Origin of the sequence: Streptomyces paromomycinus (genome assembly GCF_003865155.1) — a bacterium.
Lineage (GTDB): Bacteria > Actinomycetota > Actinomycetes > Streptomycetales > Streptomycetaceae > Streptomyces > Streptomyces chrestomyceticus.
Genome location: NZ_BHZD01000001.1, coordinates 5,352,179 through 5,371,068, shown reverse-complemented (window position 1 = coordinate 5,371,068; position 18,890 = coordinate 5,352,179). Strand labels below are relative to the sequence as shown.

16 protein-coding genes are annotated in these 18,890 nt (G+C 71.9%); 6 read left to right on the top strand and 10 right to left on the bottom strand.

Annotated features, from left to right (window positions below):
* Positions 1 to 438 precede the first annotated feature (438 nt).
* Positions 439 to 1,668 (top strand): hypothetical protein, encoded by a 1,230-nt coding sequence (locus OEIGOIKO_RS22800; protein WP_125055596.1) that lies wholly within the window; start codon positions 439 to 441, stop codon positions 1,666 to 1,668.
* Here OEIGOIKO_RS22800 and OEIGOIKO_RS22795 read toward each other — a convergent pair.
* From OEIGOIKO_RS22795 to OEIGOIKO_RS22780, 4 genes are all read right to left on the bottom strand, one after another.
* Entirely contained in the window at positions 1,589 to 2,821 is a 1,233-nt protein-coding gene (locus tag OEIGOIKO_RS22795; RefSeq protein ID WP_125055595.1) for a DUF418 domain-containing protein, read from the bottom strand. The genes OEIGOIKO_RS22800 and OEIGOIKO_RS22795 overlap by 80 nt on opposite strands.
* 114 nt (positions 2,822 to 2,935) lie before the next feature.
* On the bottom strand, positions 2,936 to 3,088 hold the full coding sequence (locus OEIGOIKO_RS42980; protein WP_246177492.1) for a hypothetical protein: 153 nt from the start codon (positions 3,086 to 3,088) through the stop codon (positions 2,936 to 2,938).
* Positions 3,089 to 3,183: 95 nt separating this feature from the next.
* Complete coding sequence (locus OEIGOIKO_RS22785) at positions 3,184 to 3,543, bottom strand: hypothetical protein (RefSeq protein WP_125055594.1); 360 nt, start codon at positions 3,541 to 3,543, stop codon at positions 3,184 to 3,186.
* A gap of 124 nt (positions 3,544 to 3,667) precedes the next feature.
* Positions 3,668 to 4,951: a geranylgeranyl reductase family protein gene (locus OEIGOIKO_RS22780; RefSeq protein WP_125058876.1), complete on the bottom strand. Its 1,284-nt coding sequence runs from the start codon at positions 4,949 to 4,951 to the stop codon at positions 3,668 to 3,670.
* A 161-nt stretch (positions 4,952 to 5,112) separates the two neighbouring features.
* On the opposite strand from OEIGOIKO_RS22780, the gene OEIGOIKO_RS22775 reads away from it, so the two are divergent.
* Complete coding sequence (locus OEIGOIKO_RS22775; RefSeq protein ID WP_125055593.1) at positions 5,113 to 5,652, top strand: GNAT family N-acetyltransferase; 540 nt, start codon at positions 5,113 to 5,115, stop codon at positions 5,650 to 5,652.
* 51 nt (positions 5,653 to 5,703) lie between these two features.
* Here the strand turns inward: OEIGOIKO_RS22775 and OEIGOIKO_RS22770 are convergent, their stop codons facing one another.
* The 4 genes from OEIGOIKO_RS22770 to OEIGOIKO_RS22755 form a co-directional block, all read right to left on the bottom strand.
* On the bottom strand, positions 5,704 to 6,402 hold the full coding sequence (locus OEIGOIKO_RS22770; protein ID WP_125046270.1) for a demethylmenaquinone methyltransferase: 699 nt from the start codon (positions 6,400 to 6,402) through the stop codon (positions 5,704 to 5,706).
* A gap of 468 nt (positions 6,403 to 6,870) precedes the next feature.
* Complete coding sequence (locus tag OEIGOIKO_RS22765) at positions 6,871 to 7,416, bottom strand: imidazolonepropionase-like domain-containing protein (RefSeq protein WP_125055592.1); 546 nt, start codon at positions 7,414 to 7,416, stop codon at positions 6,871 to 6,873.
* 34 nt (positions 7,417 to 7,450) lie between these two features.
* Entirely contained in the window at positions 7,451 to 8,650 is a 1,200-nt protein-coding gene (mqnC, locus tag OEIGOIKO_RS22760; protein ID WP_125055591.1) for a cyclic dehypoxanthinyl futalosine synthase, read from the bottom strand.
* 154 nt (positions 8,651 to 8,804) lie between these two features.
* Positions 8,805 to 10,613 carry a serine/threonine-protein kinase gene (locus OEIGOIKO_RS22755; RefSeq protein ID WP_125055590.1) on the bottom strand — a complete coding sequence of 603 codons (1,809 nt, stop codon included), beginning with the start codon at positions 10,611 to 10,613 and terminating at the stop codon, positions 8,805 to 8,807.
* A 160-nt stretch (positions 10,614 to 10,773) separates the two neighbouring features.
* Here OEIGOIKO_RS22755 and OEIGOIKO_RS22750 point away from each other — a divergent pair, with 160 nt between their 5' ends.
* Positions 10,774 to 11,961 (top strand): alpha/beta hydrolase, encoded by a 1,188-nt coding sequence (locus OEIGOIKO_RS22750; protein ID WP_125055589.1) that lies wholly within the window; start codon positions 10,774 to 10,776, stop codon positions 11,959 to 11,961.
* 389 nt (positions 11,962 to 12,350) lie between these two features.
* Here the strand turns inward: OEIGOIKO_RS22750 and OEIGOIKO_RS22745 are convergent, their stop codons facing one another.
* Entirely contained in the window at positions 12,351 to 13,250 is a 900-nt protein-coding gene (locus OEIGOIKO_RS22745) for a menaquinone biosynthetic enzyme MqnA/MqnD family protein (RefSeq protein WP_125055588.1), read from the bottom strand.
* A 249-nt stretch (positions 13,251 to 13,499) separates the two neighbouring features.
* Here OEIGOIKO_RS22745 and OEIGOIKO_RS22740 point away from each other — a divergent pair, with 249 nt between their 5' ends.
* From OEIGOIKO_RS22740 to OEIGOIKO_RS22730, 3 genes are all read left to right on the top strand, one after another.
* On the top strand, positions 13,500 to 13,703 hold the full coding sequence (locus OEIGOIKO_RS22740) for a cold-shock protein (protein WP_031008279.1): 204 nt from the start codon (positions 13,500 to 13,502) through the stop codon (positions 13,701 to 13,703).
* A 220-nt stretch (positions 13,704 to 13,923) separates the two neighbouring features.
* Entirely contained in the window at positions 13,924 to 15,159 is a 1,236-nt protein-coding gene (locus tag OEIGOIKO_RS22735; RefSeq protein WP_125055587.1) for an AraC family transcriptional regulator, read from the top strand.
* Positions 15,160 to 15,252: 93 nt separating this feature from the next.
* Positions 15,253 to 16,473: a lipase family protein gene (locus tag OEIGOIKO_RS22730; protein ID WP_125055586.1), complete on the top strand. Its 1,221-nt coding sequence runs from the start codon at positions 15,253 to 15,255 to the stop codon at positions 16,471 to 16,473.
* Between the two features lie 130 nt (positions 16,474 to 16,603).
* Here OEIGOIKO_RS22730 and OEIGOIKO_RS22725 read toward each other — a convergent pair whose 3' ends face one another.
* Positions 16,604 to 18,607, bottom strand: coding sequence for an AMP-dependent synthetase/ligase (locus OEIGOIKO_RS22725; protein ID WP_125055585.1), 2,004 nt, complete (start codon positions 18,605 to 18,607; stop codon positions 16,604 to 16,606).
* Positions 18,608 to 18,890 lie beyond the last annotated feature (283 nt).

Genomic DNA, 18,890 nt, shown 5'->3' with positions numbered 1-18,890 from the left:
TCCGCTTTCCGCGATCCGCATCCCTGACCTTTGCTCTGCGCGTTTCCCTCAACGCGGTGCGCACTCCCCCGGTGAGGCCAGGCTGCAAGGCCTGGGTCGGTTTCATCGGTGCCGTGCGGGCTGGGAGTTGGCCGCGCTGACGGCGGGCTCGCCGGATCGCGGGTTTCCACGACCCGGTGAGCGAGGTCGCGGTGCGCCCCGAGGTCCTGAAAAGAACCGGGAAAGAACTGAACCAACCTCCCCTCCCTGTCCCCTTTTTCCGTTTGTCACCTGATCAGGTGACGCGCTCGCTTACGGGGGCCCGGAGGCTGTACGTTCGCGCCACAACCCAAAAAGAACGGCCCCCGGCGGGACTCGCGATCCCATGTGCCGAGGGCCCGATCAAGAGGAAGCGAGACCCTTCCCCATGATCGTCAAGAGGAAGCGAAACCCTTCCCCATGACTCGACTTGAGTCTAACGCGCTCGTCCGCTCCGTCGCTGCGATTCGGCCGTTCTCCGGCGTGATCCACGTACGGCACCACCACACGGCCGCCTTCACCGTCCTCGGCAACCACCTGGCCCTCAACCTGAGGATCTCCGCCATCGCCCTCGGCTACGCCGTACGCATCCAGGCCTTGCCCGACGGCGCCACCATCAGCATCCGGGAGCTCGCCAAGCGGTACCCGGAGTCGGAGTACATGATCGGTAAGGCGCTCAAGGAGCTGGAGGCCGAGGGCTACCTGGTACGGGAGCGGGTGCGCATCGACGGCCAGCGCATCGTCACCCGAACCACGTACTACGAGAACCCGGCAGACCGTTTACGGTCGACCGCGCCGACGCCGCCGCAGCAGCGGCAGGCCCCGCCACCACCGCCACCGCCCGCGCCCCCGCCACCACCTCCCCCACAATCTGTGGACGCCCACGAGTCCCCACAGACGGATACGGCCGCCACGTCGGGGGTGCCACCGACGGACACGGCCGCTGCGCCGGGGGCACCCGACGCCCCTGAGACGCCCGAGGCACCCGAGACGCCCGAGGCACCCGAGATGCCCGAGGCACCTGCCGCGATCGAGGTACCCCCGTCACCCCAGGTGCCCCCGCCGCCCCAGCCGGCCCCACCACCCCGAGCGCCTGCCGCACCCCCCGCCCTCGTCCCCTCCCCGGCCGCCGACCTCCTCTGCGGCCTGCGGCTCGCCGACGAGCGCCTGACGCTCTCCGTACGGGATGTGAACCGCCTGGCACCGGCCGTCTCGACGTGGTTGGACCGTGGCGTACCGGCGGCGCACGTCGTCCGTACGCTCACCTCGCCTCTCCCCGGCGGCGTCATCTTCTGCCCGGTCGCGTTACTGGAGCACCGGCTGACCGAGTGGCTGCCGCCGCCCCTGCCCCTCCGGCCCGCCGAGGAGCCGAGGAGCGTGCGCGACACCGTCCAGGAGTGCCGGCTCTGCGGCCTCCCCTTCGCGTCCCCACCCGGTTCCTCGGCTACGGCCTCGGCCCCGCCCCCAACCACGTCCCTGGTCCGCTGCCCCCGTTGCCGTACGGCCGAGACCTGGACGGCGGCGGCGCCCCGGCCGTCCGCACTGCGCAACGTCCAGGCGCCCACCCGTCTCAGGACCGGAGCAGCCGCTTCTGGACGGACTCCAGCGGCCCGTGCTCGAAGCGCCGCAGCCAGAGCCTTGCCCCGCTGACGAGTACCGCGCACACCGCCGCCCACAGGCCCAGCACCCACCAGGGCCCCTGGTCCGCCCAGCGTGCGGCCAGGCCGAGGCCGAGTCCGTAACAGACCAGGACGCACAGCACGTTCTGGAGGACGTAGCAGGACAGTGCCGTACGGCCGACCGCGGTGAGTCCGGCGGTCAGCGGGCCCGGCCGGCGGACGCGGTCGACGATCAGGCCGATGAGGCCCAGGTAGCCGACGGCGACGACGGGGGCGGCTCCGTACCGGGCCACCATGGCCAGGCCGGGGCCGGCCGCCACCGCGGCCACGTTGAGCGGGATGCCGATGCCCAGGCCCCAGCCGCACATGCGGCGCCTGATGCGCTGTCCGTGGGGGTCCGGACGGAAGGCGCCCGCCCGGTACAGCCGTACGCCGAGATGGAAGAGGAGGACGAGCAGGGCGAAGGAGATGACGGGTTCCATGCGCAGCGCGATCGCGTTCTGGAGGCGGAAGGCGATCTGATCCAGGTAATTCCCGTTCGCATACAGGTCGACAACCCGCTGATTGACGCCGCTACTTGGCGCGCTCCCGGCGTCCGAGCCGCCTCCGGTTCCGGCCACGGCGGCCAGCGTCAGCACCCCCAGCATCACCCCGTGCACCCCGCCCGCCACCCACATCAGCACCCGCTGCGTGCGCGCCGTGCGCGTCAGCTGCCAGGCCACCAGGAGGGCCACGACCGCGTACCCCATCAGTACGTCCCACGCGAAGACGAGCACGAAGTGCACGGTGCCCTCGACGAAGAGGAACAGGGCCCGCCCCTTGTACCGGCCGGGCCACGGGCGGCCGCGTTGCGCGGCGGAGCCGAACTGGATGGCCAGACCGACGCCGAAGAGGATCGTCAGCATCGAGAGGAACTTGCCGTCCGCGAGAAACCGGAAGACGCCTTCCACGGTCCCGGCCCACGACCCGCCGAACGACGCCGAGGTGACGTTCCCGTTCAGCACGCCCCACTCCGCGCCCGGCGCCGCGAAGATCCAGACGTTGGTCATCAACGTCCCCAGGATCGCCACCCCGCGCAGCACGTCCAGCAACGGCAGCCGCCCGGACCGCTGCGGCGCCCGCCCAGCCGGTACGGCGCCCGTCGCCCCCGCCGTACCGGGCGCGGTTTCCACCGTCTCCGTCATGCCGCCTCCCTCCCCCGGTGTTCGCTCACACACCCATGGTCGGGGCGGGAAGATCCCGTTTCTTCGTCCGCGGTCACGAGAACCCACTACATCGTTCGATGCAGCGGCGGCGTTCTACCAGGCGGTCACCTGAAGGCTGTACACCCGCTCGTGCCTCGGCAGTACCTGGTAGTCGACCATGCCGCCTTCGACGAAAGCCGTCCCGCCATGCGGCGACAGTCCCTCGTACGCGGTTCCGTGTACGTACAGAGCCTCGGCAGCGCGCACCAGCTCTCCGGCCTTCTCCTCGATCTGAACCAGCAGAGCGGGCGGTGTCCCACCGGCGACGTACTCCTCACTCGGGCTCTACTCCCAGCCCCAGCTCACGCTGTCGCCTCGCGAGCCTCTCGCAGGATGGCCACCAGTTCGTCCCGGGCGGCGCTCCAGGCGGCATCGTCGTGGTCGAGCGTCTGGAGGGAGTGTTCCGCGGCGCGGCGACGGGACAGCAGGTCCGGGCGGCGTTCGACCTCGATCTCGCCTGCCCACACAGTCAGCCAGCCCCGGATCGGGCCGAGGTTCTCCGTCTTGGCGGCGAGTTCGAAGGCTTCGTTCTTCTGCCGCTCCATCTCGGCCAGCCGGTGCGGCGCGAGGCGCGTCAGTGCCAGCCGCAACGCGTCGGGACTCCGGTCGGGCCTCGGGGCGTACGCAGCCCCGTCGGCCCCGTGGCCTACGGGCTCGGTCACACCGCACCTCCCTCACTGCGCGTTACCCGAGGCACCGCGCTCACTGGAGCATCCACGCTACGCCCGCCCGCCCGCCCCTTCAGGGGCGGATACGCGGATACGCCCGTCCCCGCACCGGACTCCCCTACGCCTTCGGCGCCACCTTGCTCAGACCATTGATGATCCGGTCCATCGCGTCGCCGCCCGTGGGGTCGGTGAGGTTGGCGAGCATCTTGAGGGTGAAGCGCATCAGCATGGGGTGGGTGAGGCCGCGCTGGGTGGCGAGCTTCATGACCTTCGGGTTGCCGATGAGCTTCACGAAGGCGCGGCCGAGGGAGTAGTAGCCGCCGTAGGTGTCCTTGAGGATCTTCGGGTAGCGCTGGAGGGCCAGCTCGCGCTGGGCGTACGTGGCGCGGGCGTGGGCCTGGACGATGACCTCGGCGGCGATGGCGCCGGACTCCATGGCGTACGCGATGCCCTCGCCGTTGAACGGGTTGACCAGGCCGCCCGCGTCACCGACGAGCAGCAGGCCCTTGGTGTAGTGCGGCTGGCGGTTGAAGGCCATGGGGAGGGCGGCGCCGCGGATCGGGCCAATCATGTTCTCCGGCGTGTAGCCCCAGTCGGCGGGCATGGAGGCGCACCACGCCTTGAGGATCTCGCGCCAGTCCAGCTCCTTGAAGGAGGAGGACGTGTTGAGCACGCCGAGGCCGACGTTGCTCGTACCGTCGCCCATGCCGAAGATCCAGCCGTAGCCGGGCAGCAGACGGTCCTCGGCGCCGCGGCGGTCCCACAGCTCCAGCCAGGATTCGAGGTAGTCGTCGTCGTGGCGGGGCGAGGTGAAGTACGTACGGACCGCGACGCCCATCGGGCGGTCCTCGCGGCGGTGCAGGCCCATCGCCAGGGAGAGGCGGGTGGAGTTGCCGTCCGCGGCGACCACGAGGGGGGCGTGGAAGGTGACCGGCGTCTTCTCCTCGCCGAGCTTGGCCTCGACGCCCTCGATGCGGCCGGTCAGGTCGTTGATGACCGGCGCACCGACGTTGCAGCGCTCGTACAGGCGAGCGCCGGCCTTCTGTGCCTGGCGCGCCAGCTGCTCGTCGAAGTCGTCGCGCTTGCGGACCAGGCCGTAGTCCGGGTACGAGGCCAGGTCCGGCCAGTCGAGCTGGAGGCGGTTGCCGCCGCCGATGATGCGCAGGCCCTTGTTGCGCAGCCAGCCCGCCTCTTCGGAGATGTCGATCCCCATGGAGATCAGCTGCTTGGTGGCGCGGGGCGTGAGGCCGTCGCCGCAGACCTTCTCGCGCGGGAAGGCGGTCTTCTCCAGGAGGAGGACGTTCAGGCCGGACTTGGCGAGGTGGTACGCCGTCGCCGAGCCGGCGGGACCGGCCCCGACGACGATGACGTCCGCGCGGTGCTCGGAGCGGGGGGTGGTCACGGACGCGCTCACGGCTTCGCTCACGGACTCGCTCACGGACTCAGTCGCGGACTCGGTCACGGCGGGATCTCCCGGAAGTCGATATCTGGGTGCCGACCGGCACTGGGCCCCTGCAGTCTATGGGGGGCCAGGTGAACAGGATCTGAAGGGTTGGCCGGACCATGCACGAGCCACTGGAGGCACCGCGGACACCGTCCGGAACGGGTTTCACGCTGCGCGTGCCGGACGAGGAGGACGCGTGGCACTGGCACCGGGTGTTCGACCACCCGGAGGTGATGGAGTTCCACGGCGGCGCCACCGCCGAACTCTCCGTCTACCAGGAGCTGACCGCACGGCAGCGCAGGCACCACGCCGAGCACGGATTCTGTCTGTACTCGATGGTCGCCGCGGACGGGCCGGCGGCCGGCGCCGTCCTGGGCTTCACGGGCGCACAGCCGTGGCCGCACGCCTGGGGACCGGCGGGCGAGATCGAGATCGGGTGGCGGCTGGGACGGGCGTACTGGGGCCTGGGGTACGCGACGCGGGCGGCGCACGCCGCGCTGGACGCCGTACGGGCGGCGGGGGTACGGAACGTGGTCGCGATGGTGGCGGCCGGGAACGAACGGTCCGTCGCGGTGACACGGCGGCTCGGGATGCGGCACGCGGAGACGTTCCGTACGCCGTCCGGGCGGGAGGGGTACTGCTTCCGGCTGGAGCTGTAGGGGAGACGTACGGGTGAGGGGGCAGCGGCCGGGCCGGCGCCCCCTCCGCCGTCACGCGTCCGGCTTCGTCCCCCGGTGCAGGGCGACGATGCCGCCCGTCAGGTTGCGCCAGGCCACCTTCGACCAGCCCGCCCCCTGGAGCCGCGCCGCGAGGGCCGGCTGGTTGGGCCAGGAGCGGATGGACTCGGCGAGGTACACGTACGCGTCCGGGTTGCTGCTCACCGCACGCGCGACGGGCGGCAGGGCCCGCATCAGGTACTCGGTGTAGACCGTACGGAACGGCCCCCACGTCGGCTCGCTGAACTCGCAGATCACGACCCGGCCGCCGGGCTTGGTGACCCGGTACAGCTCGCGCAGGGCGGCGTCCGTGTCCTGCACGTTGCGCAGCCCGAAGGAGATGGTCACGGCGTCGAACACGTCGTCGGCGAAGGGCAGTCGCATCCCGTCACCGGCCACGAACGGCATCCACGGGCGGCGCTTCTTGCCCTCGCCCAGCATGCCGACGGAGAAGTCGCACGGGACGACGTACGCGCCGGTGCGGGTGAAGGGCAGCGAGGAGGTGCCCGTACCGGCGGCGAGGTCGAGCACGCGCTCGGCGGGGCGCGCCGCGACGGCCCGCTCCACCTCCTTGCGCCACAGCCGCGCCTGCCCGAGGGACAGCACGTCGTTGGTGAGGTCGTAGCGCGCCGCCACGTCGTCGAACATCGCGGCGACGTCCTGCGGCTGCTTGTCCAGAGAGGCTCGGGTCACCCGGCCATTGTTCCTTACGGCTGCGGGCGGCGTTGGTCGGGGACGGCCCGATGCCCCCCTCAGAACATCCGGGCGGTCCAGCGGTGCTGCGTCTGCTGCGAAGCATCGTGAGCGGCCGAATGGGCCGTCCCCGCGGGGAAGATCCTGCCGGGTGGAGGGGCGGGTTCCGGTTCCGTTGACGGGGTCCTGACGCCGTACGGGGCGGCCTTCACGGAGCCTTGACGGCGGTCCTCACCGTTCCAGCAGGCTGGTCAGATCGATGATGACGCGTAAGGGCCGGTCGGCTGTCACCCCGTAGGTCCCCGTATGGCGGTCAGGACGGACAAGCCGCTCGTGTCGAACACGGCGATGTCCGGGCGGACGAAGGTACGCGCGCCGAGGAAGAGGGCGGGCCTCGTCAGGGCCACCCGCGGAGCGCGCAGCGCGTGGGCGAAGCAGTGGCGGAGGGCGACATTGACGGTACGGACGTCAGCGGCCTCGGTACACCAGTCGACCGCCCAGGACCGTCACCACGCACCGGCCGTCTTCCGCGAAGACGGCGAAGTCGGCCGGGGCGCCGGGGGCGAGGGGCTGCGGGCCGGGGTGGTCGCGGAGGCCGGAGCGGGCTACCGCCGTGCGGACGGCGGGGCGGGTGAACGGGCCCGAGACCGAGGTCGTGCCGGTGGACAGCAGACGCTGGACGCCCCTGCGGGCGCTCGCGCCCCAGCGGGTGTCGGTCATGCCGAGCGCGGTGAGCGCGTCGCCCGTGAGCGGGGCGGTGCCCAGTTCGTCGGCCTCGCGCGGGTCGGGGTGGTAGGCGGTTTCGAGCAGTGCGGCGCCGTCGGGTTCGTGGCGTCCCGGGGCCAGGACGCCGTTCCAGTCGCGTACGCGGGCGCGGTCGCCGTAGCGCGCGTACAGCTCCTCGTACGGGCCGACGGCCTCGATGCGGTCGCCGGAGACGACGACCGCGTGCCCGGGGTCCGGGGCGCCGTCCTGGGTGCGGCGGACGCCGTGCACGCGGTGGATCGTCAGCACGTATGCCTCAGTCGCCTCTGCTGTCTCAGGCGTTTCAGTTGGCCTCGACGAGCTTCAGCTCGGGGTGCGCCGTGCCGCCCTCGATGGCCGTGGAGGAGATGTGCGAGGTGACGCGGTCGTCGACCGGGTCGTTGGCCGGGTCGTCGTGCACGACCAGGTGCTCGTAGGTGGTCGCGCGCTGCGCCGGGACGCGGCCCGCCTTGCGGATCAGGTCGATGATCTCCTGGCGGTTGGAGCGGTGCTTGGCGCCGGCGGAGGAGACCACGTTCTCCTCCAGCATGATCGAGCCGAGGTCGTCGGCGCCGTAGTGCAGGGAGAGCTGGCCGATCTCCTTGCCGGTGGTCAGCCAGGAGCCCTGGATGTGGGCGACGTTGTCGAGGAAGATCCGGGCAATGGCGATCATGCGCAGGTACTCGAAGATCGTCGCCTGGGTGCGGCCCTTGAGGTGGTTGTTCTCGGGCTGGTAGGTGTACGGGATGAAGGCGCGGAAGCCGCCCGTACGGTCCTGCACGTCGCGGATCATGCGCAGGTGCTCGATGCGCTCGGCGTTGGTCTCGCCGGTGCCCATGAGCATGGTGGAGGTCGATTCGACGCCCAGGTTGTGGGCGGTCTCCATGATCTCCAGCCAGCGCTCGCCGGACTCCTTCAGCGGGGCGATGGCCTTGCGCGGGCGCTCGGGCAGGAGTTCCGCGCCGGCGCCGGCGAAGGAGTCCAGGCCGGCCGCGTGGATACGGCGGATGGCGTCCTCGACGGAGGTCTTGGAGATCCGGGCCATGTGCTCGACCTCGGAGGCGCCGAGGGAGTGGATGACCAGCTGCGGGAACGCCTTCTTGATGGCGGAGAAGTGCTCTTCGTAGTACTCGACGCCGTAGTCGGGGTGGTGGCCGCCCTGGAACATGATCTGGGTGCCGCCCAGCTCGACGGTCTCGGCGCAGCGGCGCAGGATGTCGTCGAGGTCGCGGGACCAGCCCTTGGCGGTGTCCTTGGGCGCGGCGTAGAAGGCGCAGAACTTGCAGGCCGTCACGCACACGTTGGTGTAGTTGATGTTGCGCTCGATGATGTACGTCGCGATGTGCTCCGTACCGGCGTAACGGCGGCGGCGCACGGCGTCGGCCGCGGCGCCCAGCGCGTGCAGCGGCGCGGAACGGTACAGGTCCAGCGCTTCCTCGGGCGTGATCCGCCCGCCCCCCGCGGCGCGGTCGAGTACGGACTGAAGGTCGGCGTTCTCGGTCACCGGGCGTCCCTTCGGAGGCGGGCATAACGACCGAACCAGCGTACGCCAGCGGTACGACAGGCCTGGCGGCGGCCGGTGCGGGCGGGGGTGAGCGGCTGCGGCGGGAGGGGAAGAGCGGCCGGTGCGGGCGGGCGGAAGCGGTCGGCCAGGCGGGTCAGCCGCCGGTCTTCTTCATGGTGGCGCGGGGCCTGCCGCCCGCCTCGTCGTCGGAGGCGAAGGAGAGGGTGCCGTCCTTGCCGAGCGTGTACGTGACGGCCGCCTCGGCCCCCGTGCAGCCGGGCCCGGCCTTCCCGTCCGTGCGCTCCCGGAGGGTCAGCGTGGTGGCGGTGGCGGACACCAGTTTCGCCTTGGCCGCGCACCGGGCGATCAGGAAGTCGTACGAGGTGTGGACGACGTAGTCGCCCTTGGTGCCGGGGGCGATGGTGCTGGTGATGGTGCCGTTGGGGATGTTGTGGCGGGTGACGACCGTGCCGGTCCAGGTGCCGAGGAAGGACTTCGGGACGGCCGGCTCCCCGGGCCGGGAGCCGCCGGGCGACGGGCTCTGCCCGCTGCCGGGCGGTTTCGCGGCCGCGCCGCTGCCGTTGTCCTCACCCTGACCGGGCAGCAGCTGGAAGACGAACGCGGCGGTCGTCGCGGCGGCGAGCGCACCGGCCACGGACAGGACCAGGGTGCAGCTCATCCGGCGGCGTCCGGCGGTACCGCCGCCGAGGGCGCCCTTGAGGGTGAGGCGGCGTTCTTCGGGCGGGGCGGTCGGTTCAGGCGGGCTCGGCGGCTGCGTGGGGACGGAACCGGCGGCCGGCCAGGAGGGAGGGGAGGGGTACGCGGGGCGGGGGTGAGGCTGGTGGGGCTGGTGAGGCTGGGGTGGGATGTAGGTCGGTTGCTGTTCTGAGGCAGTGGGGGCGGATGCGCCAGGACCGGCCGGAGCGTCGAACGGGACGAGGCCGGACGGCGCCCCGTACGGAGCGGCGGCGGCCCTTCCGTACGCAGGATCAGCAGAAGCAGCTCCTCCGAAGCCCCCGCCCCCGCCCCCGCCCCCGCTCCCGGCCTCCTCCCCCGCCCGCGCATCCAGATTCAGCAGTTCCACCGCCTGCCTGCTGACGCGTTCGACCAGCGGCGCCGGCAGCCAGCCCGCGCGCGCCGGGCCCCCGTCCGCACCCGGCGCGCCGTCCAGCCGCCGCACGATCTCCTCCGGAGCGGGCCGGCCCTCGGGGCGCTTCGCCAGGCAGGCCGTGGTGATCTCGCGGAGTTCGCCGGTGAGGGCGGTGCCGAGGTCGGGGTCGCCGTGCACGACCTTGTAGAGGAGGGCGGCCGAGCTGTCCCCGGTGAACGGGCCGGCGCCGGTGGCCGCGTAGACCAGTACCGCGCCGAGGGAGAAGACGTCGCAGGCGCCGGTGACGTCCTGGCCGAGGATCTGCTCGGGCGCCATGTAGCCGGGCGAGCCGACGGAGACGCCGGTGGCGGTGAGCGCGGCGCCGCCGTCCGTGGCGCGGGCGATGCCGAAGTCGATCAGCAGCGGGCCGTCGAGGGTGAGCAGGACGTTGGACGGTTTGACGTCCCGGTGGACCAGGCCGTGGGTGTGCACGGCGGCCAGCGCCCGGGCGAGCCCGGCGCCCAGCGTCCGTACGGCGGGGCCGTCCAGCGGGCCGAAGTCCTCGACGGCGCGGGTGAGCGAGGGACCCGCCACGTAGCCGGTGGCCACCCAGGGGACGGGGGCGTCGGGGTCGGCGTCCAGTACGGGCGCGGTCCAGGCGCCGCCGACCCGGCGCGCGGACTCCACCTCGCGCCGGAAGCGGGCCCGGAACCGGTCGTCGGCCGCGAACTGCGCGTGGACGGATTTCACCGCGACGGTACGGCCGCCGGCGCTGCGCCCGAGGTAGACGCGGCCCATGCCGCCCGCGCCGAGCCGGCCCAGCAGCCGGTACGTACCGATGACGCGCGGATCGTCCGCCCCCAGCGGCTCCATGGCTTCGCCTCCCCCTGCCGGCCCGGATCACGGCACAGCCTATGACCCAGGTCATGCCCGGTCCGGTGAACCCGCACAGCGGCTTTCGCCATCAAAGAGATGGAACGCCAGCTACCGTCCGACTTGTCCTGCGGGGCAGTGCACCCACCCGGAGACCTTCGTGCAGCACCAGTACGGGGAGCACCCCCCGAACGGCCCCGAGGGCCGGCCCGCGTACGGGTACGAGGCCGACGGCGGGCCCGCGTACGGCCCCGCCCGGGAGCACCGCGCGCCGCGCCGCCGGACGGGCCGGGGGACGGGCCGGCGCAAGCGGCTCTGGCTGGCGGGGGCGGTCGTGGCCGTACTGGGCCTGGCCGCCGTGCCCGTGCTGAACGCCTTCGACGTCTTCTCCGACAACGGCGATCCGATGTCCTTCGACCGGCCCCGCACGGACGGCGGCGGAACGGGCGGTTCCGGCGGCGCGGGCGGGTCGTCCGACGGGTCCGCGCCGGGAGTGCGGATGCCCACGGGGCCGCAGGCGCAGTTCACGACGGCGAACACGCTGGACGACGGCACCAAGATCGGCGTGACCACGCTGCACGGCAAGAAGTCCGGCTTCACGGGCCGGGTCTGGGTGTGGGCGCCCAAGGAGTACTACGAGGACAAGTACGCCAAGAGCGCGTTCCCGGTGCTCATTGCGCTGCCCGGCGGCCCCGGCTATCCGGTCAACTACTGGATGGGAACCGACCTGAAGTTGCAGAGCAGCATCAGCGAGTGGTCGACGTCGGGCAAGAGCAAGCCGTTCATCGTCGTCATGCCGGTCCTGAACGCGGACGACAAGAACTACTACGACGGCAGCGACATCCCGGGGCAGCCGAAGATGGGCACCTGGATGTCCGACGACGTCCCCGACCTGGTCAAGGCCAACTTCCGCACCTTCACGTCGCGGGACGGCTGGGCCTTCATGGGCTCCTCCTCGGGCGCCTACGTGGGCCTCAAGCAGGTGCTCCAGCACCCCGACCGGTTCAAGGCCGTGATCGCCTCCGGCCCGGACACCCGGCCGGACTCGCCGCTGTGGCGCGGCCACGAGAAGGAGCGGCGGGCCAACGACCCGGAGCAGCTGGCCAAGCACCTGATCGCCCGGCCCGGGGCCCCGGACGTGCACATCGCCTTCCAGATCGGCACCAAGGAGGGTGGCCGGGCCAAGCTGGAAGCCTTCATGAAGAAAATCGGCAAGGGACCGATCAAGACCCGCCTACAGGTGATCGAAGGCGGCGGTCACAACGCCAGGGGGTACGTCCGCGGCATGAATGACGGAAGCATGGAATGGATCAGCAAGGTCATGCCGGGCCCGACGCCCGCGCCCTGACGCGCCGGCCGAGCATTTCGTACGCCTTTCTCACTTTTCCCGGACGGCTTCCCGGACGGCTTCGCTGACGTCTTCCGGGCTGCCTTCCGGGCTGTCTTCCGGGCGGGGTTTCAAGCGGGTTCCCGGGCGGGCTTCCTCGGGAACTTCCGTGCGGGTTCCGTACGCCCCCCGTACGACTTCCGCACTTCTCCGTACGCACTGCCCGTGCCTTTCGTGCACTTTTCGCATACCTTTCGCACACCTCTCGCACTACTTCCCGCAGAGCTCGCGTACCACTCGCACGTGTCTTCCGCGCGCGTTGCCTACGCGTTCTGTTCAGGTTCCGTACGCGATCCGTACGCGATCCGTATGTGTTCCGTACGTGCGGAATTCGCCGCCGGAATCGGGGGTCAGGCCCGCGGGTTCTCCAGCAGGTCGACCCGCACGTCCGCCGGATAGCCGGTCGATTCTCCCGTCCTGCGGGCGAATTCCGTCACGCCGCGCAACTGGTCCGGGCCGAACCGGAAGTCCAGTGTCGTGAAGTAGCGTTCCAGCACCTTCTCGTCGAAGGTCTCCCAGCGCGCGGCCTGCTCGGCCACCTTGCCGACCTCTTCGAGCGACAGGTCACGGGAGGCCAGGAACGCCTCGTGCACCTTGCGCACGACGAGGGGCTCGCGCTCCAGGTAGTCCCGGCGGGTCGCCCAGACGGCGAAGACGAACGGCAGCCCCGTCCAGTCCTTCCACATCTGGCCCAGGTCGTGCACCTGGAGGCCGAGCCGCGGCGCGTCGTGCAGGTTCGCGCGCAGCGCCGCGTCCCCGATGAGCACGGCGGCCTCCGCCTCCTGCATCATCACGCCGAGGTCGGGCGGGCAGGTGTAGTAGTCAGGAGTGACGCCGATCTTCTCGGCCAGCAGCAGTTGGGCCAGTCGTACAGATGTACGGGAGGTCGAGCCGAGTGCGACCCGTGCCCCGTCCAGTTCCTCCAGGGGCTTCTGCGACACGATCACGCACGACATGACCGGGCCGTCGCAGCCGACCGCCAGGTCGGGAAAGGCGACCAGGTCGTCGGCGGCCCGCAGGAACTCCACGAGGGTCACCGGGGCGATGTCGAGATCGCCGCGCACCAGCTGTTCGCTGAGCTTTTCCGGGGTGTCCTTCGTGAGCTCCAGGTCGAGCAGCGTGCCCGTACGCGCGAGGCCCCAGTACAGGGGCATACAGTTCAGGAACTGGATGTGGCCCACCCGCGGCCGGCTCCGACGGTGGTCGGCTGCGGCTCCTGCGGATGCGTCTCCAACGGTTGAATTGTCCACATGCGGAGGCTAGACCCGGGGGCTGCCGGACGGTGCGGCGGGGCCGCCCGTGGCCACTGCACCGCTCGGGTAAACGTGATCTTTGGCTCTTCCGCCCTCCAAGCGCCCCGTGCTAGGCTCAGCGCAAGTTGCAGTTTGGTTTCCCTTGCAGTACAGAGCCTGCGGAGCATGTGACGCCGCAGGCTTTTGTAGTTTTCAGACTTCTTGCAGGTTCTGGAGCAGGGCAACCCTTTGGCCCAAGGAGGGCTTATGGCTACCGGAACCGTGAAGTGGTTCAACGCTGAAAAGGGCTTCGGCTTCATCGCCCAGGACGGCGGCGGCCCGGATGTCTTCGTCCACTACTCTGCGATCAACGCCACTGGCTTCCGTTCCCTGGAAGAGAACCAGCAGGTGAACTTCGACGTCACGCAGGGCCCGAAGGGTCCGCAGGCGGAGAACGTCACGCCGGTCTGAGTTGCCCGGTCCGACCGATCGCGGTCGACTTAGCAGTACCCAAGGAGCCCCGCTCCTTCCTTTCGGGGAAGGGGACGGGGCTCCTGCCTTTTCCCGCACCGCCGGTCGCTGTCCTTTCCCGCACCGCCGGCCCCCGCCCATTCCCGCACCGCCGGCTGCCGGAATGTGTCGCTGCCGCCCCTCCTGACCTCTTCGGCCCCCGCGGCTACCGTGCAGGGTCATGACCGGGCCGACCATCGCGGTGCACCATGTGCGGGCCGTGCTCAGCGGTGCGCGGCGGGCGGGTGTGGACACCGTGCCGCTGTTGCAGGCGGCGCGGATCTCTCCGCTGCTGCTCGGGGACGAGCGGGCCCGGGTCGGCGCCGACCGGTTCGCGCTCCTGGTCAAGGAGGTGCAGCGGGCGACGGGCGACGAGTTCCTGGGGCTCGGGCCGCTGCCCAGCCGCCGGGGCACGTTCGCCATGATGGGCCTCGCCTGTCTGGGCTGTCCCGATCTCGGTACGGCGCTGGAGCGGGCCGTCCGGTTCTACGGGCTGTTCCCGGGCGGGCCGGAGATGGCGGTGACGGTGGAGACGGAGGGCGCGGTGAGGGCCCGTTCCGACGGGCCCGGGGCCGCCTCCGGGGCCGGTAGCGGCCCCGGGTACGGATACAGGTACGGGGTCGCCTCCGGGGCCGGGACCGGCTCCGGGTACGGATACACGTACGGGGCCGCCTCCGGCCTCGGCGCCACGTCCGGCCTCGGTGCCACCTCCGCCACCGCCGAGTTCTCGATCCGCACCGATCTGCGCCCGTACCCCGAGGCCACCTTCCTCGCCGAGTCCGTGATGATCATCTGGCACCGGCTGTCCAGCTGGCTGATCGGCCGCCGCATCCCGCTGCGCCACGCCCGCTTCGCCCACCCCGTTCCCGCACACGCGCACGAGTACGCGCTGCTCTTCGGCTGTGCGGTGCGCTTCGGGGCCCCGCGCACCGCGGCGGTCTTCGACGCCCGCTGGCTGGCGGCGCCGGTCGTCCGGGACGAGGCGGCGCTGACGGCGATGCTGCGGCGGGCGCCCGCCGACCTGCTGAGCCGCCGGGAGTACGGCACGACCGTCAGCGAGCGGGTACGGCGCACGCTCGTCCTCGCCCTGCGGGCCGCGGGCCCGGCCCGGCTGCCGGAGGCCGCCGAGGTCGCGGCGCGACTGGCGGTGAGCCCGGCGACGCTGCGCCGCCGGCTCCAGGAGGAGGGCACCTCGTACCGGCGCCTGAAGGACGCGGTGCGCCGGGACGCGGCGATCAGCTCGCTGGCGGCGGGCCGGGAGCCGATCGCCGAGCTGGCGGCACGGCTCGGTTTCTCCGAGGACACCGCCTTCCACCGGGCGTTCCGGCGGTGGACGGGGACCACGCCGGGCGCGTACCGGCTGCGTCCGCACGCCGCGGGCGGGCCGGCGGGCGCTCCGCCGGGTCAGCAAAGCTGAGCGTCCCGGTCAGCACCGTTCGTACCGCCGAGTCCCTACGGTCACCCCAGCTGAACCGTCCTGAACCTCCCCCCGGACCGTTGGGAGAGCCGCATGGTGCACCCCCGCGCCACCCGCGCCACCCGCGCCACCCGCGCCACCCGCGCGCTGCGCACTACCGCCCTCACCGCCGCCACGGCACTCGCCCTCTCGCTCGGCCTCCCGAGCGCCACGGCCACCACGTCCGCCCATCCGGCCGGTGCTGCCCGACCGGGCGACATCGTGACGTCCTCCCCCACCTCCTTCCACCCGCTGCCGGGCCAGCCGACCCGCACCCGCGCCTGGCACATGGAGTACCGCTCGGCCACCGCCAAGGGCACCCCGAACGTCGTCTCCGGCACCGTCATCGTCCCGGACGACGGCCGTACCGGGCCGCGCCCGCTGGTCACGTACGCCGTCGGCACGGTCGGCCTCGCCGACAGCTGCGCGCCGTCGGCCGGCTTCCCCAAGGGCACCACCGTCGAGGCCAACCTCATTCAGCAGCTCACGGCCCGCGGCTGGGCGGTCGCCGTGACCGACTACGAGGGCCTGGGCACGCCCGGCGACCACACCTACACCGTCGGCCGCGCCGAGGGGCAGGCCGTCCTGGACGCCGCGCGCGCCGCGCAGCGGCTGCCCGGTGCCGTGCGCGCGGGCGTCACCGAGGACTCCCCGGTCGGGATCATGGGCTATTCGCAGGGCGGGCAGGCTTCCAGCTGGGCGGCCGAGCTGCACAGTACGTATGCACCCGAACTCAAGGTCAAGGGCACCGCGACCGGCGGCGTCCCGGCCGATCTGCTCAAGGTCGCCGACTTCAACAACGGCAACGTCGGCGCGGGCCTGATCCTGATGGCGGCCGTCGGCCAGGACGCGGCGTTCCCGGAGCTGGACCTGGCGAAGTACCTGAACGACAAGGGCCGGCACTACGTCGGCTTCATGAAGAAGAACTGCGTGGCGATCGACGCCATCGCCGGGGCCTTCAAGAAGATCTCCGACGTCACGGTCAAGAACCCGCTGTACGAGGCCGACTGGCAGCAGCGGCTGCGGGAGTCGGACCTCGGTACGCGCAAGCCGGACGCGCCGGTGTTCCTCTACCACGGCACGCTCGACGAGCTGATTCCGTACGGCGTCGGCAAGCAGCTGCGTGCGGACTGGTGCGCCAAGGGCGCCGAGGTGCGGTGGGCCCCGATCCCGCTGGGTGAGCACGTCGTCGGCGCGGTCGCGGGTGCCGTACCGGCCGCCGACTGGCTCGCGGGCCGCTTCGCCGGGAAGCCGGCGCACGGCAACTGCGGCTGAGCGGACGACGAAAGACAACGCGAGGAACCCCGTGCCACTTCCCCCACAGAGGTGACACGGGGTTCCGGTCTGCCGGGCCGCGCCGGGCGGCGCCGCCTACGAGGTTACCCGTCGGTCAGTTAACGGAGCATCAGTACCCCGGCCCGTTTCCGCGACCGTTCCCGTACAACTCCTTTATCTCCGCGCCGAAGTCACGCGCGATGGCGGCCCGCCGCAGCTTCATGGAGGGGGTGAGATGGCCGGCCTCCTCCGTGAAGTCGACCGGCAGCACGGTGAACCGGCGTATCGATTCGGCGCGCGAGACCAGCTGGTTGGCGTCGTCCACGGCGTCCTGGAGGTCGGCCAGCAGCGCCTCGTCGCGAACCAGTTCCGCCAGCGGCACCTGCTGCTTCTTCCGCATCTGCCGCCAGTGCGCCAGCCCGTCCGGCTCCAGCGTGACCAGCGCGGTGACGTACGGGCGGCCGTCGCCGACGACCATGCACTGGCCGACCAGCGGATGGGCCCGCAGCCGGTCCTCCAGCGGGGCCGGGGCGACGTTCTTGCCGCCGGAGGTGACGATCAGCTCCTTCTTGCGGCCGGTGATGGTCAGATAGCCGTCCGCGTCCAGGGCGCCGATGTCGCCGGTCGCCAGCCAGCCACCGTCCGCCGCTTCCCTTCCCGTACCCGCTCCCGCTCGCCCTCCCGCCCCGCTCTCGTCCACGTCCCCGGCCGGCAGCGGCCCGCCGGTCGCCGCGTCCCAGTAGCCGCTGAAGACCTGCCCACCGCGCAGCAGCACCTCCCCGTCGTCCGCTATCCGTACGGCGGTGCCGGGCAGCGGCCGGCCGACCGTGCCGATCCGGGGCTTGAGCGGCGGGGTGAGGGTGGCGGCCGCGGTGGTCTCGGTGAGCCCGTACCCCTCGAAGATCTCGATGCCCGCGCCCGCGTAGAAGGCTGCGAGCCGCCGCCCGAGCGGGGAGCCGCCACAGATCACGTAGCGGACCTTGCCGCCGAGCGCGGCACGGATACGGCGGTAGACCAGCGGGTCGTACATCCGCCGGGCCGCCTTCAGCGCCACGCCGGGCCCGCCGCCCGTGCCGTGCTCCTTCGCCTCGACGGCTTCCCCGTAGCGCCGCGCGACCGTGGCGGCACGGTCGAAGGACGCGGCCCGGCCCATCTTCTCGGCCGTGGCGCGGCCGGTGTTGTAGACCTTCTCCAGGACGTAGGGGATCGCGAGCAGGAACGTCGGCCGGAAGGCGGCCAGGTCGGCCAGGAGGTCCTCGGTACGGATGCTGGGCGCGTGGCCGAGCCGTACCCGGGCACGCAGGCAGCCGACCGCGACCATCCGGCCGAAGACGTGCGACAAGGGCAGGAAGAGCAGCGTCGAGGCGGGTTCGCTGCTGACCGACCGGAAGACCGGGTGCAGCAGTTCGATCGCGTTGTCCACCTCGGCGAAGAAGTTGCCGTGGGTCAGGACGCAGCCCTTGGGACGGCCGGTGGTGCCGGAGGTGTACACGAGGGTGGCGATGCCCGACGGGCCGGTGGTAGCCCGCCGCTCGGTCACCAGCGCGTCCGGCACCGGCCGCCCGGCCGCCACGATCTGCGGCACGGCGCCGGTGTCCAGCTGCCAGAGGTGGCGCAGTCCGGGCAGCCCGGTCCGGACGCCGCTCACCAGCCGGGCCTCCGCGACGCTCTCCACGACACAGGCCGCCGCACCCGAGTCCTGGAGGATCCAGTGCGCCTGATGGGCCGAGGAGGTCGGGTAGACGGGCACGGTGACCAGCCCGGCGGCCCACGCGGCGAAGTCGATCAGCGTCCACTCGTACGTCGTACGGGCCATGATGGCCAGCCGGTCGCCCGCCCGCAGCCCGTGCGCGATCAGGCCCTTGGCCACGGCGAGCACCTCGGCGGCGAACTCGGCGGCGCTCACGTCCCGCCACGCGCCCCCGGCGTCACCGCCCGCCTTCTTGCGCGCCAGTACGGCCTCGCCGGGCGCTTGCGCCGCGTTGTCGAAGGGGATGTCTCCCAGTGAACCGGTGCGCACCGGCGCCACCAGCGGCGGTACGGACACCTCCCGCACGGCCCCGTCCCGCACCCAAGTGCGCGGCTCCGCCGGAGCGGGCGCCGGTGGCCCGCCTTGCCGTTGCTGACTGGACACGAGCGGCTCCTCGTCTCACGGTGGTCGCAGGGTGTGCGCGGCGCGGCGGCCGGCGCGGCACAGCGACCGGCGGCTGTCAACGGGCCGAAGGAGCAGGCCCGTTGGGCGGCCGGGGGCGGCGCGCGGCCCGCAGGTTCGCGCTCTCGACCAACACCTGACCCGACAGTAACCTTACTTCGAAGTAAATTTACGCGAGGACCAGGAGTTGGCCAATGCCCGAACACCGTCTTCCTCCCGCCACTGCCGCTCCGGGCCCCCTCCGCACCCCTCGCACGGACCGCCG

What these genes read in the sequence shown, in the direction of transcription:
- OEIGOIKO_RS22800 (WP_125055596.1), top strand. Translation starts at nt 439, where the DNA reads ATGACTCGACTTGAGTCTAACGCGCTCGTCCGCTCCGTCGCTGCGATT.
- OEIGOIKO_RS22795 (WP_125055595.1), bottom strand. Translation starts at nt 2,821, where the DNA reads ATGACGGAGACGGTGGAAACCGCGCCCGGTACGGCGGGGGCGACGGGC.
- OEIGOIKO_RS22775 (WP_125055593.1), top strand. Translation starts at nt 5,113, where the DNA reads ATGCACGAGCCACTGGAGGCACCGCGGACACCGTCCGGAACGGGTTTC.
- OEIGOIKO_RS22755 (WP_125055590.1), bottom strand. Translation starts at nt 10,613, where the DNA reads ATGGAGCCGCTGGGGGCGGACGATCCGCGCGTCATCGGTACGTACCGG.
- OEIGOIKO_RS22740 (WP_031008279.1), top strand. Translation starts at nt 13,500, where the DNA reads ATGGCTACCGGAACCGTGAAGTGGTTCAACGCTGAAAAGGGCTTCGGC.
- OEIGOIKO_RS22735 (WP_125055587.1), top strand. Translation starts at nt 13,924, where the DNA reads ATGACCGGGCCGACCATCGCGGTGCACCATGTGCGGGCCGTGCTCAGC.
- OEIGOIKO_RS22730 (WP_125055586.1), top strand. Translation starts at nt 15,253, where the DNA reads ATGGTGCACCCCCGCGCCACCCGCGCCACCCGCGCCACCCGCGCCACC.